Annotated in this window: 18 protein-coding genes; 9 read left to right on the top strand and 9 right to left on the bottom strand. The window is 28.6% G+C overall.

Annotated elements, in window-relative coordinates; genetic code table 11:
* The first annotated feature begins 14 nt into the window (after nt 1-14).
* From N4G44_RS18240 to N4G44_RS18200, 9 genes are all read left to right on the top strand, one after another.
* Nucleotides 15-803, top strand: a complete 789-nt coding sequence (locus N4G44_RS18240; RefSeq protein ID WP_474928716.1) for a helix-turn-helix domain-containing protein — start codon at nt 15-17, stop codon at nt 801-803.
* A gap of 193 nt (nt 804-996) precedes the next feature.
* Nucleotides 997-2,292, top strand: a complete 1,296-nt coding sequence (locus N4G44_RS18235; protein ID WP_474928713.1) for a phage integrase SAM-like domain-containing protein — start codon at nt 997-999, stop codon at nt 2,290-2,292.
* A 512-nt stretch (nt 2,293-2,804) separates the two neighbouring features.
* Nucleotides 2,805-3,029, top strand: coding sequence for a MerR family transcriptional regulator (locus tag N4G44_RS18230; RefSeq protein ID WP_474928710.1), 225 nt, complete (start codon nt 2,805-2,807; stop codon nt 3,027-3,029).
* Between the two features lie 327 nt (nt 3,030-3,356).
* Nucleotides 3,357-4,649: a BT4734/BF3469 family protein gene (locus N4G44_RS18225; RefSeq protein ID WP_474928707.1), complete on the top strand. Its 1,293-nt coding sequence runs from the start codon at nt 3,357-3,359 to the stop codon at nt 4,647-4,649.
* Nucleotides 4,650-4,857: 208 nt separating this feature from the next.
* Nucleotides 4,858-5,922, top strand: a complete 1,065-nt coding sequence (locus N4G44_RS18220) for an ABC-three component system protein (RefSeq protein WP_474928703.1) — start codon at nt 4,858-4,860, stop codon at nt 5,920-5,922.
* A complete protein-coding gene (locus N4G44_RS18215; RefSeq protein ID WP_474928700.1) occupies nt 5,915-6,388 on the top strand; it encodes an ABC-three component system middle component 2 in 474 nt (157 codons plus the stop codon). The genes N4G44_RS18220 and N4G44_RS18215 overlap by 8 nt, the downstream gene beginning before the upstream one ends.
* Nucleotides 6,385-7,638, top strand: a complete 1,254-nt coding sequence (locus N4G44_RS18210) for an AAA family ATPase (protein WP_474928698.1) — start codon at nt 6,385-6,387, stop codon at nt 7,636-7,638. Before N4G44_RS18215 ends, N4G44_RS18210 begins: the two co-directional genes overlap by 4 nt.
* A gap of 14 nt (nt 7,639-7,652) precedes the next feature.
* Complete coding sequence (locus N4G44_RS18205) at nt 7,653-8,186, top strand: hypothetical protein (protein WP_474928695.1); 534 nt, start codon at nt 7,653-7,655, stop codon at nt 8,184-8,186.
* 55 nt (nt 8,187-8,241) lie between these two features.
* Nucleotides 8,242-8,589, top strand: coding sequence for a hypothetical protein (locus N4G44_RS18200; protein WP_474928693.1), 348 nt, complete (start codon nt 8,242-8,244; stop codon nt 8,587-8,589).
* Nucleotides 8,590-8,737: 148 nt separating this feature from the next.
* Here N4G44_RS18200 and N4G44_RS18195 read toward each other — a convergent pair whose 3' ends face one another.
* The 9 genes from N4G44_RS18195 to N4G44_RS18155 form a co-directional block, all read right to left on the bottom strand.
* On the bottom strand, nt 8,738-9,481 hold the full coding sequence (locus N4G44_RS18195; protein WP_474928691.1) for a Zn-binding domain-containing protein: 744 nt from the start codon (nt 9,479-9,481) through the stop codon (nt 8,738-8,740).
* Nucleotides 9,482-9,498: 17 nt separating this feature from the next.
* Complete coding sequence (locus N4G44_RS18190; RefSeq protein WP_474928688.1) at nt 9,499-10,689, bottom strand: hypothetical protein; 1,191 nt, start codon at nt 10,687-10,689, stop codon at nt 9,499-9,501.
* Nucleotides 10,689-11,519 (bottom strand): helicase-related protein, encoded by an 831-nt coding sequence (locus N4G44_RS18185; RefSeq protein WP_474928686.1) that lies wholly within the window; start codon nt 11,517-11,519, stop codon nt 10,689-10,691. Before N4G44_RS18185 ends, N4G44_RS18190 begins: the two co-directional genes overlap by 1 nt.
* Before the next feature lie 17 nt (nt 11,520-11,536).
* Nucleotides 11,537-11,929, bottom strand: coding sequence for a hypothetical protein (locus N4G44_RS18180; RefSeq protein ID WP_474928683.1), 393 nt, complete (start codon nt 11,927-11,929; stop codon nt 11,537-11,539).
* Between the two features lie 23 nt (nt 11,930-11,952).
* Complete coding sequence (locus tag N4G44_RS18175; protein ID WP_474928680.1) at nt 11,953-14,280, bottom strand: hypothetical protein; 2,328 nt, start codon at nt 14,278-14,280, stop codon at nt 11,953-11,955.
* Nucleotides 14,273-15,202, bottom strand: coding sequence for a hypothetical protein (locus N4G44_RS18170; protein ID WP_474928678.1), 930 nt, complete (start codon nt 15,200-15,202; stop codon nt 14,273-14,275). Before N4G44_RS18170 ends, N4G44_RS18175 begins: the two co-directional genes overlap by 8 nt.
* Nucleotides 15,203-15,222: 20 nt before the next feature.
* Nucleotides 15,223-16,143, bottom strand: a complete 921-nt coding sequence (locus N4G44_RS18165; RefSeq protein WP_474928677.1) for a hypothetical protein — start codon at nt 16,141-16,143, stop codon at nt 15,223-15,225.
* 119 nt (nt 16,144-16,262) lie between these two features.
* The gene (locus N4G44_RS18160; RefSeq protein WP_474928675.1) at nt 16,263-16,640 is read right to left on the bottom strand and encodes a hypothetical protein; all 378 of its coding nucleotides are present in this window, start codon (nt 16,638-16,640) and stop codon (nt 16,263-16,265) included.
* Between the two features lie 361 nt (nt 16,641-17,001).
* Nucleotides 17,002-17,325 (bottom strand): hypothetical protein, encoded by a 324-nt coding sequence (locus tag N4G44_RS18155; RefSeq protein ID WP_474928673.1) that lies wholly within the window; start codon nt 17,323-17,325, stop codon nt 17,002-17,004.

Raw genomic sequence — 17,325 nt, 5'->3', positions numbered from 1 at the left:
TAACTTTAATCAAAATGTCCGAAAGTATAAATTACATCAATTACTCTTGTTATTTTACAGTGTTTCGTGAAGGTGAGCAGTTTTCTTCCTACAATTCATTATGTATGGTGATTTCAGGAGAAATGGAACTTAATGACGGAACTCACCGGCAATTGTTTCGCAGCGGTGATATTTATCTTGTGAGGAAAAATCAGTTATTGAAATTTCTGAAAAATCCTGGTCAAGAATCTGAGTTTAAATCTTTATCCATAAGATTTGATGATAAAATGCTGGAACAATTGAGTGAAAAAGAGCATTTTATTCTTCAGGATAGAGTGAAAGCACCTGCCTTTATTGAATTAACTACAGTTCAGCACCTGAAGTATTTCATGGAATCTTTGCTGCAATATCAGGATCTGCTGGAAAATAGATCGCCTGAACTGGCCTTGTTAAAACAAAAAGAGGCTTTAATTCTTCTATTTAAGCACGATCTATCATTGAAAAATATTCTCTATGATATTTCCGATCCTTACAAAATTGATCTTGAAAAATTTATGCTCAGGAATTATCATTTTAATGTAAAGCTGGACCGTTTTGCTTATCTCACGGGGAGAAGCCTGGCCACTTTTAAGCGTGATTTTGAGAGAATATTCGGAACGGCTCCCAGAAAATGGCTGCTTGAAAAAAGACTTCAGGAAGCCCGCTATCTTTTAGAAAAAGGAAATAAAGCTTCTGATATTTATCTTGACCTTGGCTTTGAAGACCTGTCTCATTTTTCATTTGCCTTTAAAAAATATTATGGTTTGCCGCCAAGCCGGTTATAAAAAAATAAACCGTCACGATTTATGGGACGGTTTATTTAAGTGGAGTTGGAGGGATTCGAACCCTCGTCCAAACAAGCAATACATAAGCTTTCTACATGCTTATTCTACCATTGGTTTTCGACTGAAAGCAGAGAGCAGACGGGCATCTTCTGATTTTCGGGAACAATTTTGGGAACAATTTTGAAATTACGAAATGGCATCAGTAAGTTTTTTTATTCGCGGAAAAGTAGTAGACAAAGAGTGTACAATTTGGGTAAGATTTAGAGATAAGGGCATTGATATAAAATCTCCAGTACCTTATCTGAAATGTAAACCGAAAGATTGGAAAGATGGTAAGTGTAAACTTACCTCAAAGAAAGTAACAGAGAATGATTCCGATACAATTAATATCCGTTTAATTAAATTGGAAACAGAGATTATCTTTAAGTATAATGCGGAGAGTCCAGATATTGACCTGAAGAATTGGCTAGAATATGTAATTCTGCCAACTAAATCAAAGCCAGATAAAAAGGAATACTCTGACAACTTACTTTTGTTCATAGACGATTACATTTCACTAAAGGAAAGGAATGTTGCTAAATCAACTATAAAGAAGGCAAATGTTGTAAAACAACTTTTGAATAGATATGTCGAAGATAGGAAGATAAGAAAGAAAAACTTTAAAAATCTGCGATTTAAAGATTTGGATAACAGTTTTAAAGCCGATTTTGAGGAATATTGTCAAAAGGAAAACTATAAAATATCAACTACTTATCGGAATCTTAAATTCATTAAAATGATTTGTAAAGTAGCTGAGTCTTTTGATATTGAAGTTCATAAACATACTGTAATGTGGAAATTTGATATTGAGAAGGCTACAAAAGCGATACCTAAATCTATATATTTGACGTTTGATGAACTTCAAAGAATCGAAGAAAAAGAAATGCCCTTTGATTATCTGGATAATGCAAAAGACTGGTTATTGGTAGCCTGTTACACTGCACAAAGGGTTAGCGATTATTTGAAATTTACTTCATCAATGATTGTAGAGGATAGCGAAGGACAGAAATACTTAGAATTTACTCAGCAAAAAACAAACGTAAGAATGAAAATTCCATTGTTGAAGAAAGTTCAGGATATTTTATTTAAGAGGGGAGGAGAATTTCCCCGAAAAATTTCCGATGTAAATCTAAATCTTTATATCAAACAAGTTTGTGAAATTTCTGGTATCAATGAAATAGTATATAATGGAAAGGTTATGGTAGTTGAAAGAGAAGACAAAAGTAAGATAACACGAAAGGTTTTTGGTTATTATCCTAAGTATGAGCTTGTAACCTCTCATATTGGTAGGAAGAGTTTTGCTTCAAATTTTTATGAAAAAGTACCTACTGCTTATTTGTTGAACTTTACAGGGCATACAACAGAAAAACAGCTATTGACATACATTAATAAGACTGATGTTGAAAAGGCTAAATCTACAGCCCAAATTTTTAACAAATTAGGTTTTTAGATTTTGTTTGTCTTAATTTTTGATAAAATTTCGATAGCTTATAAATATATTATATCACTTTTTTATGATTAAAATTTATAGTTAAGAGTAGATGCTATTTTATATTAATTTTAGTAATTATTACAAGGTCTTGATTAATTAAATGCAATGTTTAATTTTGTAAAATACTAATAATCAATACTTTGTATTACAATAATAGTTACACCAAAACCGTAAATAGAATTTAATCCTTAAGTTGTATAAACTTTTTTGAAGGATTATGTTTATATAGTTTTTGAAGGTTGCGGGAAGTCCTCCGAACTAAAATAAAAGGTACAGTTTCTTTTTCAAAGGAGAAATTATATTTAATCAAAATATAGCTTTTAATATCAATTAACAAACATACAAGACTCAATCTAATGATTGGGTCTTATTTTTTACGGCTAAACATCAATAGGAAATCTCTTAAGGGGTTTCCTTTTTTATACCTGTACGTCAGGTGATTGAACAGATAACAATAAAAAATATAAATTATGAATAGTAAAAACAACAATAGTAATAACACATTACTGGTCCAAATGACAAAAGATGAACTAATGCAGGATTTTGAGCAGGTAGTTCGTAAAGTAGTGAATCAAATGCAGGTTGAACAACAAGCATCAAAGAATGAGAAACTGACTTATACCCGTGACGAAACGGCTGAGCTTTTAAATGTAAGCCTAACAACACTTCATAACTGGAATAAAAAAGGATTTTAAAACCAACAACAAAAATTGGTTTACTATTCTAAAAGTGATATTCAAGCTCGTCTAAATCCTTAAATTCCTCATTTTTACAGTATAGTAATTCAAATCCGTTGTTAATCTATTTAAGCTACTTAACTTGTCTTAAGAGCTTATTATAGGTAATGATTCTGGATAAAAACATCTTTTAACTATTATACTGCACAATCTGTATTTACTTGCCGTAATAGCCTTGTAAACACCTTAAAAATCAACTAAAACAATTCTCATAACAATCCCAAATACATTGCAAAAAAAGCCGTGTACAGCCATTGTTATGCCTCTTTTTAAAACAACATTATTATGATTAACAAAATAGATTATTGCACTAACCGTACTATTACAGACTCATTCCAAAATATCGGAGAAGTTGTTGAATTTATCAAATCCCCACCAACAGAACATCTGAAGCTGATACAGCATGCCCGAACTTTAGAACGGGGCTCTGATGAGTACAAAGCAATCAAGATAAGCAAACTTCCTGCAATATCCATTAACTTTAACTTTTTAGATGGATATATAATAGGGAAAAATGTAGCAGAATCTACCGGATACCTTTATATTGATGTGGATGGTAGGACTGAGCAGGATTTAGAAATCAATACAGCCTATGTATGTGCCTATTGGAGAAGTTTATCCAATACTGGACTGACTTTAATAGTAAAAGTTGATGGACTAACACCTGATAACTTTAAGAATGCCACTCAGGAGATTGCTAACCTTTTGGATATACCTTTTGACAGTAAGGCGGTGTCTATTGACAGACTTACAGTATTATCATATGACCCGAATGCATACTATAATGATAATGTAAAGGTTTTCCCTGTTACGGAAATGATACCTACGCAGTCTGTGGAACCTATGCAGGATAGTTCAGCAGAAAAAAGTACCCAATATAATACTATTAAAAAGACTACTATAATAGGGTATGATTATACTGGGTACAAATTGAGATTTAACAATTTAGATGAGTTACTGCAACACTATAATATTGTTTTTGATGAAAATGGTTTATATGATTTTGGTAGGGATAACAAACTTGAATATTCGTTGATATATGTACCATTCAGAAAAATTATTGAAGGTGAAAGAGAAAATATACTAAAAAGTATAGCTTATCAGTTAATTGCTTTGAATAAAGAAGCAGATAAGGATTTGGTACTAAAATATCTGTACGCAATTAATTACAGCAAAATGAGTCCGCCTCTTGAAAACAGTGAAATTGAAACAACAGTAGCAAAGATTTATCAAAATCTAAATGATGTTGAACCCATCCCGAATGCTGAAAGGAGGTTTATTTATGATAATTCTAAGAACCTAACGCCCACGGACAAGAGAAGATTAAATATAAAGCAGATTCATCAGGACAGAACAAATAAAACTCGGTCAGAGCTTTTGGAAGTAATGAGAAATTGGGATTATGATTTATATGGGAAAATGACGATAAAGAGGCTGGCAAAAGTAGCAGTCAAAGACCCAAAGACTGTTCAGAAATATTATACTAAATTAAAAACAGAGATTGTACAAGACCTTAACGAAGAACATGTACAAATAGCAATAACTAAAAAAGATTATTTCAAAAGTTTATTGAAATAAATCCTATATTAAAAGATTTGGACAGTTTAATGAGGCGTGATTTGTTATAATTTATCCATATGAAATACAAAATTCTGTTATGGTTTCATAGATGTTATTCATATAATTGAAATATTTCTTATATTTATGACTAACTATGACTAACTCAAAGTATTGTGCATTTGATTTCAATAATAATTAATTGCACTTACAATATGAAATTATTTACATGAGCGCTGAAAAATTTACTTCGAAATTTGCTGTTAATTATGGAGCAAATGTTATTCCGATTAAGCGAATTGAAATTTTCTCTCCTGAGGAGTGGGAGGAATTTACATCTGAATGGCTTGAATTAAAAAAGAGGGTATATTGTGAAATAGAAAGATTAGGTGGTGCAAATGATAAAGGAAGAGATGTTGTTGCCTATATTACAGATAAGAATAATCCTAAACATTCTTGGGATTGTTATCAATGTAAGCATTATGATAAGCCTCTTTATCCTACAGATGTTTATGTAGAAATTGCTAAAATAGTATATTATACTTCTGTTGGGGAATATCCAATTCCTGAAAATTATTATTTTGTTGCTCCGAAAGGATGCGGGACTAGCTTATCGAAGTTTTTGCAGAATCCAAATGAATTAAAGAAAAATCTAATTGCAAATTGGGATAATCATTGTAAAGATAAAGTTTCAAAAAATGTTTCAATAGAGCTAAAAGATAATTTTCTACAATACCTAAATTCATTTGACTTCTCAATATTTCAGAAAATAAATATTAAGAATGTAATAGAGGAACATAAATTACATCCTAATCATATCATCCGTTTTGGTGGTGGTTTACCTGAACGCCCAAAATTTGATAAAGCAAGTATTCCAACCGTAGTTAACAAATATGAGATTGTTTACACTAAACAACTTCTCTTATCTTATGGTTCAGAGGCAAATAAAAAGTTTATTACAGCTGGTGATATTAATAGTATTGAACAATATTCAAATCATTTTAACAGAAGCAGAATTAACTTTCACTATGCAGAACAACTGAGAAACTTTTATAGGGATAGTTTACCTACAAACACATTTGAAGATTTTCAAGAAGAAATTTATGATGGTATTATAGATATTGTTGAAGATTATCATGATAATGCTTTTCAAAAAATAAAAGAAGTTGAAAAACAAGCATCAAACCTTCAAATTACATCAAATCCAATAACAGCAGTAAGTATTATAAATGATAGAAAAGGTATATGCCATCAACTTGTCAATAATAATAAAATTAAATGGATAGATGAATAATACAACACCTTTTAATAATCCAATTGAAATTGGATTACGTTCATTATGTATTTTAAATGAGATTTATCCTATTCAATTAGATGTTCAAAGTCTTATATATATTGATTATATAATTATACACTCTGGAGATTTTGATGCTTCCATGAAAAGTTTACATGTACCAGTGCCTCATAGAAAAAGCGAAATTTATGTTAGAAGAAAATTTATCCAAGATAGTCTAAACTTTTTTATAAAAAAATCATTGATTGAAATTAGCTATTCTACTAGTGGAGTTAAGTATGTTGCATCTGAAAATTCATCACCTTTTATTGAGAATCTATCAGAAAATTACACAGGTGATTTACTAATAAGAGTGCATTGGTTTATGAAAAAGTATAATTGTTTTGAAGGGAGTGAATTAAAAAAACTGTTTGAAGATAAGGTAGATTTCATACATTCAGAATTTAACTTAGGTATATTAAAATGAAAAAAGGATTTATTTTTACTGAACTTCGTTTATGCGGTGAGAATGTTCAGGATGCTATAATAAAATTTACGAAAGGGCTAAATGTTATTTCGGGACCTTCTAATACTGGTAAGACTTTAATATTCGAATGTTTAGATTATATGTTAGGCTCATCTGATAAACCTAAAAGCCCAGAAAAAATTAGACCATATTCAAAAATATATTTAGAATTAAAATCTGAGGAAGAATATTATACGCTTGAAAGTGGCTTTACATCAACTTTTTTCAATCTTTATAAATGTAAAATAAGTGAAATACACAAATTTCCGTATCCTGAAGTTTTAAAAAAGAAACATGATTCAAAATCATCTGATAATATTTCAAAGTTCTTATTAAAATTGAATAATATTTCAGATAAAAAAATCAGGAAAAATAAAAAAGGAAATGCTAATAGCTTGTCTTATCGTAACTTAATAAAATTTTCTTTAATTGATGAGGTAAGAATAATTACCAAAAACTCTCCAATTTACACACATTATATGCATATGACAGAAGAGTCTAATGTATTTAAATATATAATAACAGGAAAAGATGATAGTAGTGTTTCAGTAAAATTAAGTTCTGATGAGATTGCTAGAAGAAAAGGTAAAATAGAAATCCTAAAAAATATAATTGTTGAATCAGATTATTTAAACTTAGAAGGATATGAGCTTGGAGAAATCAATGAACAATTATCGAAAATTGAAAAGTCTTTAAAAGAAAATCAACAAAAGTTTGATAATATTAGAAAATCATATCTTGATATTGAAGATAAGTATAAAACCAAAAGTGTTGAATTAATAGAAACACAAGGTGCATTTCAGGAAATTCTTGAATTATTTAAGAGGTCAAGTATTTTGGAAAAACAATATTTTAGTGATATTGACAGGTTGAAATCAACGATAGAAGCCAGCTCTTTTTTATCCAGCTCAACTAATCATTCATGCCCTGTGTGTCATAGTGAAATTGATGAAGAAATTGATGAACTATCATTAAATGAAATTGAAATAGCCTGTAAAAATGAAATTAATAAAATTCATTCCTTATTAAATGAACTTAGCTCTTCGAGAGCTATCATAATAAGCGAAAAGAATAAACTTCAAAATTCAAAGGATTTGTTAAATGAGGAAACGAACTCATTAAAACAAGAATTGAATGTTGGTATAGGAACAGAATTAAATGAAATTATTGAAGTTATATCAAAACTTAGTAATAAAAAAGTCAATTATTAGGCATTAAGAATAACTTGGAAAAAGCAGTTGGTTATGAAAATACAATTTCAACTTTAGAAGAGTCTTTACCCAATGATATTACAAAAGATAATATAGACACAATAACAACAAGCAATATTACTCCGTTATGCAAAAAAATGACTGAAATATTAAAAGGAATTAAAATCAGGAAGGATGTTTCTTTTAATATTAAAGCTCTCGAATTTGAACTTGCTGGTGAACTAAGAAATGAATTTGGAAAGGGCTACAGAGCAATATACTATGCTGTTTTCATTACAGCTCTACAAGAATTATTGCTAAGTAAAGAGTATGCTATCGGAGTTCCTGTTTTGGATTCACCTTTAGTTACTTATAGAAAACCAGATAGCGAAGGAGAGGGAATTGATGAAGATTTAGCAATGAATTTTTACCGATATATTGCTAAAAGTAATATTGAACAATTTATAATAATTGAAAATGAAGAACCTCCATCAGATATAAAAGATATAATAAATCATATTAGGTTTTCTGGAGTAAAAGGAAGAGGAAGGTTTGGTTTCATTCCTTAAAATATTACATTTAAAAGTATGAGAATAAAGAAAATAATCAGAAAATTATAAATTTATGGATGAATTAATCGAACAAATAAATGATTTTAAAAAAGTTTTAAAGTCGGGAATAGATTTAAATGTATTTCTAAAACTAATATCACACTCAACTGATGGAGAAGTAGTTAGAATGATGGGTCAATATGCCAATGTTTTGCCTTTAGAAGATTGGGTGTTATTGTATAAAAAAGCGGGAATAGAAATTAATGAAGAGCAACTTTCAGTTTTTTTCGAATATGTAAATAAATATTTTCGCAAGTATTTTGAAAAAGTCCAGGGGAATAAGTATGCTGTTAAAAGAGGGGTGGATTTCAGACAAAATGAAGATTTTAAATTTGAAAAAATTGTATATTACTCTCATTAATCTAATCAATACAATCTAAAAAAATATGAGAGAAAATTATAAATACATTATTTTTTTAAAACTAAAAGATTGACTTTGTTAGATGGTAATAAAGTCAATCTTTTACTATATATGAAATGAATAGAAGTAAAGTTTTTTCTCCTAACTGTTATACATATAAAATGGTTTTAAAAAATCCATAATTATTATCTATTAAAATTCTTCTATCAAGATAACAGTTAAACATTTCACATGAAGTTTCTGGAAGTAAGGTACAACTAAAGCATGCAGAAAGGTTAAGGTTTGCAACACCTTGCCCATGTGTGTGATAGCAAATTGGGTCGGTTGCACAATCAGTTGCACGAATCATTGCCGATTCTATCAATTTACCAATCCTATCATCATCACATATTGAAGTAATTCCACCATAACTTCCTTCCGAACCTGCTATTGTATAAATTAGAACCCCATTCATTTCTAAATCATTGTCTAAATACAAACGTTCCTGAATTGATGTTGAAGCATAACCACATAGATATTCTAATTCTTTTATTATCAAATGTGAAAATGTGTGGATTAGAATATATTTAGGATTAATTACCAAGTCTTCATCAAAATTTGAATCTAAATAACTGTGATTACCAATAATAATATCTATTCTCTCTTGTATTTTTGGATTACTTGAAATCCACCTATCTAAAAGATTATTATCGAACTCAAAAAATATTCCCTCTCCAAAACTTTCAATAGCAGGTAAATATTTTGTATTAACTCCATAACTGGATGTAAATTTTTTAGTTATACTTTCGGTTGTTATTTTTTCTGTGTCTTCATCTTCTAAAAATGAATTGGTAGAAATGGGTTCTTGTCTTGTGTATGAAGTTTGAACAGAAGTTATTTTTATTTTGTCCATTTTATAAATGGATTTAATTAAATCATTTTGAAAAAAGCATTACTAATTTTGTTGAATATTAATTTATCTTCAACTCTTTCGCAACAATTCTCAATTATAAATTTATACTCATCATGACGATATTGATTTTCTGTTTTTGCAATTTCAGCATCTCTTTCACTAAAATTATTGTCAATTAATTTTTGTACAATGTTAGCATCAATATCAATATTTTTATATCGTCTTAGATTTTTAGAAATTTGATTTGCATTACTACCATCTTCAAACTCTTCTTTGATTAAATTGATTGTAAACTCATTCAATTCATCATTAGCAGGAATATAGATACTTGATAAAATATTAGGATAATAGACACTATTACTTGAACGAATAACAGGTTTAAACAAAATATCAGTTTCTTTTGTATTGGGTAATAAGTCTTGTATTTTCACTCTTAAATTAAACAGACCTGATAAAGTAGCGAAGCTTATTTGTTCCCCATTTTTTCGCCTTGCCATTATCCAAATTCCTTTCAAGTCATCTAATTTATCAGAAGTCTTATATTCAAATATTACATCGTCAGGAACTTGAATATTTGAAAGTGTGATAATTTCTTCTTCAGTGCTTGCATTTTCAACTTCCTTTTTCTTCCCTTTTTTCTTTACGTCTAAAAACAAAGCCCATTTATCCCAAGGAATATCCGCGATTTCTCCATTTGGTGCCGTTAGAATAAATCGTACTTGCTCCAAATCAAAAAATCTACGTTTCTTATCTCTATTGTTTACATAACAACAATAACATTTTGGTGGATAGAAATAACTTCGTTCCATATTAGTAGTTTTGTGCTGACTTTCTACATTGTTATCCCAATTGCGTTTCCAGTTATCAATTCTGTCAAAACGATGACAATTATTACAATAAAACCATTCGGGGAAATATTTAGCAGATAAAAAAGCAAACTTATTTTCAGGGTCATATCCTTTTCTTAATTCATTTACAGGAATTTTAACCAAATTTTCTAATTGTTGAAAATATTTACTCAAACGGTTTTTAAACCTTTTATCATTTATAAAATTATGCTCCTCAAACTCATTTTCTACACGCTGGTAAAAAGGCCACTTATCAAAACTTTCGATTAATATTGAGCCATCTCTTGTTTCTATAATAGAACCAACGCCACCGTAAGAGCTTATAGCTTTTCTTGTTTGTATTTGTTCAAATTGCCCCATTATTTGTTAATTATTTTTACAATACTATTCGTATCTATTTCTCTCATTGACATCATTAAGCTCCAATCATCTAAATCAGACATTTTCTTAATCAAGATTTTATAAGTCAAATCGCCTTCTTTTGAAGTCCACTTATCAACTAAATCTTTTAATTTGTCCAAAGCGTATTGTAATTGTTTTTCATTCTTAATTCTTTCAGAAATAAATGTTTTTAATTCTTCATAATTTCCAACAAAATCTTTTGCTCTTTTGTCTGGATATAAACCTTGCTTATGTCTAACAAAACAAACTAATAAACTAGCTAAAACTTTATCTAAAGCTATTTCTGTAAAAGGTGTTACACTCAAAGGTTCTACAAATTTGTAATAAGCATTATTAAAAGGTACATAGTTTTCAAAATATGATTTGTCTCTTGAGCGATTGGCATCTAATAAATTGATTACTATTCCTTTGTCTTTTCTTCCTACACGACTTGATGCTTGGATATATTCTGCAACATTTTTAGGTTGCCCATTCATCAACATTACATTCAATCTTTCTATGTCTATTCCAACAGAAAACATATTAGAAGCTAATACTAAGTCAACCGTATTTTGTACAAAACCCCAACCTTCTTTTGATACTAACTGAAAGGGTTCTTCCAATTCAGTAAGCAATTTCTTAATAGAATTACTCTCAACTCTACTTGTCAATTCTTTTGTTCTTCCTGATAATCCAAAATAATTGAACCCATAAAGTTGTTTATTTAGGTGATAACGATTATGTAGTAATTTTAAAAAATCTGAAATTTCGGCAGGTACCTTATTGTATATCTTACCAACATCACGCAAACTGTTGTAAAATGAAACTATCGTCCAAAAATTATCTTCTTTAATAATTGCCTCTTCTCGTGATAATTGTTTTTTTCTCTAAAATATTTGAACAATTCAATACGAGCTAATAATAAATTCCCTAATATTCGTATCTGTGAGTTGAGGGCAGTTTTTCCTGTTGGCATAAATCCAATATGTTTTCTTTTGCTTTCATTGGAAACATAAGAAAAGAAATTATCATCAAAGGTTACCCCCATAGGTGGAAATATATTCAAAGACCTGTTTCCATAAAGCATAGCTACTTGTTGTTCTGTGTTCCTTGTTGTTGCAGTTGAAGTAATGATTTTAGGTTTTCTGTTTCCTTTGGTTGAAAGCATTTCTACAATAGATTCATACAAACCTGTAATAGAACCTAATGGACCACTCAATAAGTGTAACTCGTCTTGAATAATTAAGTCAGGGGAAGTTTATTTTCTTCTTGGGAATTAAATAATTTGTGTCCTTCTTCTCTATGAGAAAGCATTGCGAATTTATCAACGGTTGCAAAAAGTAATGTTGGTGGATTTTGATAAATTTTATCATCTACAAAATAGATTGGCAGTTCGTCACTAAATGCACAATCAGGATTTAAACAGTTTGTTGAAAATGATTTATCTGTTGCAGAATAGCCTAAATCGTATTTTTCATTTTGATTTTTTGTTACCAAATTACAACCACACCAAGAGCAACTTGTAATTGGGAAAGTATTTAATTTATGATAATTACCTTCCTTTTTAATGTTTAACTTAACAATTTCATCATTTACATTTTTCCAAATTTTTTGAGCATCTTTATATGAATTTGGAGTAGTGGAAGCTCCGACCCACATTCCGATTGATACTTTTTCGTTTCCAAAAAAATATTCATTCTCTGATTGAAAGTTTCTTCGTAAAAAGTCCAATGACAAAATAAGCTTTGTTGCTCTTTCAAACTGTTGAGCAGTAAGCAACCTCAATGTATAACGCATTATTACAGAAACTCCATTAGCATTTTCACCATATAAAATTCTTCTACTTATAATTGTAAATGCAGTAATTGCTAAATACGCTTCTGTTTTTCCACCACCTGTTGGAAACCAAAGTAAATCGACAATATTATTTCTATCGTCAGAATCTTCATCAATTATTGATTTAAGATTCAAAAGGAAAAATGCTAGTTGAAATGGTCTGTAATTAGGACTGAATGAATGATTTTTGAAAAAATATAAATCATTGTAATTGAATTTTTTATTGATTTCGTTTAATTCAATTCCTTTTTTTCCAAACAAGTCTTTATTAGAAATAAGCATTTGAATATACATTGCTGTATTTGCTATTTTAAAAGATTTAAAGGCAACATCATTAGAATCAAGAAAATTTATATTCTCAATTAATCTTTTATAAGTAGCATTTTGTTTTTCTAAAATAGTATTTAAAGACTTTTTATAATTGTTTTCTGCAATTGTGGTTTCCTGCTCGTTTGTTATCCAATCTTTATATTCTTTTGCAAATAGTTTTAATTTTTTAATAATTGTTGATTTATCTAAATCCGTCCAAATTGAAAGATTTTTTAATGCTGTTATTTCTTTCAATTCTTGTGGAAAGGTCTCTTTGAATGCGTTACTATAATTTTTAATATCAACATCAGGTAAAAACGTTGTTTTTAATTCAGTTGGCTTCTTATCATTATTCCAAGTAACAGCACAACCATGACCAATTCCAAAAGAATATTCTTCTCTATATTGAAAGTTTATTAAGTTAAGCTCTTCATCAAACGGATTTATTTCTGCAAGTTGTTTGTACGGTAAAAACTCCTTACCAGATATAAGTATTTCCCCTTGAAATATTGCGCTTCTATTTAATTGTTCATTACTATAAGAAAATTTATTTTTCGGGTGATTTAATCTATTTGCCAACAAAATTTTTATGAATTTACCATAATCTGTTTCATAAACTTTTTTATAATAGCACGTAATAATTGACCTATTGTCTTGATTTTCATCTATTGGATATGCCTTTGATTCATCAACATCGATTTCTTGTAAATCAAGTGTTACTGTAAAAGGTTCTCTTTTTATGCGTTTCCAAAGACGACCTAATAATAATTCCGCTTTTTTGTATGGAATGCTGTCGAGTAATTCTGCTTGCCTTTCATCTTCTTTGAATCTTTGCCTAAAATTTCGAATATCTAAATCTCCTTTTTCAAAAACTTCTTTATTTAAGGACATTCGTCCTTTTTCATATTTGAAGTAGCTGCTAATGTAATTATATTGATGTTCAACAAACCAACGATAATCTTTTTCCTCAATTTCTATTACTGCATTTACTGAGTCAATCTGATTATACTTTGCAAAATTAAAAGTCACATCAATACTTTTCATTTGTTTTGGAACGCAAAACGTCAGTCCAAAATTGGTTGGAAAATATTGGTTTGCTTCCGAATATTCCTTTTCAGGTTCTACATTATTGATTTTAATAATTTCATCATCATTTGTCTCATCAGTCTCAGCTGATGAAGTAAGATTTTCTTCTAAATCGTCATCTTCAACTTCAGCATTGGTATCAATTGTTTCTTTTTCTCCAATTGATGTTGCTATATCTCTTTCGGGAAATAAAATACCTGAATAATATCTACTTAAAGGGTAATCAGAAATTATTTCATTTTCAGCATCAGAAACAAAAATATCGGAACCTGGACCAATCAGATTATTTTGAATGGTGTCCCTGAATATTAATCTTGGCTCTTCGGTGTACTTATTCATTTAATAAGGTTTTTCTAATTATAGTTTTTTCTTGAATTGTTTTGGTCAGTTTCTCCAAAATTTCTTTAGGCAATTTATTTAAGGAATCACTAATTTCTGTTTTATTACAAGCAACATAATCTAACAAATCATTTCCTAAAATTTTTCCTACTTGCTGTCTTATGGAATGGTCTTTTTTTGAATAAGCTTCGAATTTTTCAAAATTATTAACTATCAAATCATTTTTATAACCATTTTTTACACAAAATTCTCGAATTGCCTCTAATGTTTTCATTCTTGGAAATCTTGTTGTTGTGTTTTCAGAAAAATAAAATTTAAACGTAATGTAATTTATTTTATAAGTGTCAAAAATTAACCGATAAAGTTTTTCAATTCCACCATAATCTAATGATAGCTTTTTCAATGTCTGCTTCCAACTTTCAGAATATTCATCAAAAGAGTCCAATAAGTTTTCTGTATCGAAAATTTTCAAAATGCGCTTAAACTCATTTGCACTATTGTTTTGATAAAATCTAATAGTAGCATTATCATATACCTCGCCAATTGTGGTTTTTATCTGTTCTCCGTTTTCAATTAGAAAAACTCCTTTCGATGAATCAAATTTTTCTATTGTTCCGTCATCAAATAAAATCTCATAAACTGCCTTTTCTTTTGGTAAATCAATGGTTTCGTAAGGACTATTTTTGAAATTCTCATTATATATATCAAAAGTAAAAATCTCTTCTAAATCTCTCTTTTTAGCGCTTGTTATATGTGAAAAATTTGTTTTTATAAATTTAAATCTATCAATGTGTGTCAATTTTATGTTTTCTTGACTTTGATAAATTTGTTCTATATTATCAAATGAAATTTCATCTAAGTTTTCGTAACAAAGAATTTCATAATTTCCTTTTGTGCCTTTAACTTTTGTAAACAGCTCCAAATTATTTAGATATGGAATTATTACCAATTTGTTTTGTGAGTTTTTTCATCACTCAACCATTTGTCAAAGTAAAGTTTTGAATTGTCGATTCGTTTGTCGCTTATTAAGCAAATATTGTTTATTCTTTCATTTATTATTTGATTATTTACCGCATCATAATTCTTCTTTTCTACAACTAAATAAATGAATTTTCCTTGATTAGATTTCGCTTTTTCCTTTATGTAGTTCCATTTTATATTTTCATTTTCCAGAGACGCTGAAATTTTAGAAAATTTATCAAAAACCCTATTTGTATAATTTTTAATAGTATCGGGATTATAAATATCCTTTCCGAAAAAAAGATTATTCACTTCTTCAGCAAATGTTTCACTTTGGAAATAGTAATTTAATCTGTCTAAGTATTCTTGGAAAATTCCTTTTGATAAATTGGTGTTAACCAAAATCATTCTTAAAAAGAAATTAGAGTATTTCAACATAAAAGCGAGATTTACTTGACTTTCTTCTTTTATGTTTTCAATTTCTGACTTTAAATCTACAAACAAAGAATATAGTTTATCATTGTTTAATACTACTTTTGTTAAATTGCTTAACACTTCATTATTGGCAATTTTGATTTCATCATTAGACCAACACCATTCCAAAAACTGATTTTCGGTATTTGGTTTTTCTGAACCAATAAGAATAATGTTTTTGTATTTATCTCTATATTTTTCGTGAAGAATAAAGTCAAAATTATCTCGATATTTAGAATCTCCAATAATAATTATCTCATCAAAACTTTGATTATTATTCAATAAAAATTCTTTTGCAGAGTTAAAGTCATTACAACATTCAACTAAATAACTGAAAAAGGGTAAATCATTACTTATTTTTCCATTTTTGTTTGTATATCGAATTGGTAGAAATTTACTTTCATTGAAAAATTGTTTTTCTGCAATCACTAATGTCCTATTTTTAAAATCAGTTATAAACGGAAAATCAACATTGAAATTAGAAGACAAAAATTCACGATAAGAATCTACATTTTTTACTGAATTTTTTGTATTTACTAAATTGGGATTTAGTTTAGTAAAGAATTGCTTATTGAGTGAAAAATCACTAATCCCAAATTCATTTTTTTAGGAAATTTGAAATTTATTTTTATTTGTTCTGTAAAAATACTTCTAACAATAAAAACTCTATTTTCTTGGTTGTATTTTCCATAAATTAAATCTCCTTTATTTAAAGTCGGTATTACGTTATCGTGACTAAAATAGTTTTGATAAAGTTTAACTAAAACTATTGAATGAAAAATTGAAGCAAAAAAGTTTGGTCTATATTCACTTTCTGGAATACTAATGAAAAAATCTTTTTTATTTTCATCTAAAATATATTGATTAATCAGATGAAAATTAATCAAATCAAAAGTGCAAAACTTTGCAAAATGATTCTTTTGCATGTCAAATTGTTTTGAGATGCTACTCGAAACATCTAAATGAACTTGCTCTAAATAATTTTGAATTCGGTATATCATCTACGAGTAATAATTTCATTATAGTCTATTTCTCACTATATATGGATGTTAAGGTTCTAATTTAAGCATTTTTTATTTCTTAATTATGTGGAAAACCGTAATTCATTTTATTCCTTTTAATTAATCTTTTATATAACGAAACCTGTTTATGTAAACAGGTTTTGAGTAATGATTTTTTTATTTCCTTTTCACTATGATTCTTATGATTGTTGCTGAATGTTAATAGAATTAAAATAAATGGTATATTATTGTATTTGGAATCATTTATCATTCTTAAACTACAATATCACTTTGAGTTATCAAAAGGATTATTTCCCTCACGCATAAAAACTGTTCCCATCTTTTGATACTTAATAGGCTTTCCTTTTACACAAGCCGTATAGATTCCACTACCTAGACCGTTTTGCGCTCTGATAATGATTATTTCTTTTTCTTCAACTCCATTATCAATGGCTACGAACTTTTTTAGGCGTTTATTCTTGATTGGCTCTTTGAAATCAGCAGGAAGCTCACATTCTTTTGCTATTTGTGATTCTTTAGGTTTTTCTTCCTGTGCAAAAAATAATACTGGTGCTGATGCTAATAAAAGCGTAAAAAATAATTTTTTCAT

The organism is Chryseobacterium sp. GTID13, assembly GCF_056172655.1.
Note: the sequence above shows the minus strand (reverse complement) of the source record. Positions and strands in the feature narration are given on the sequence as shown.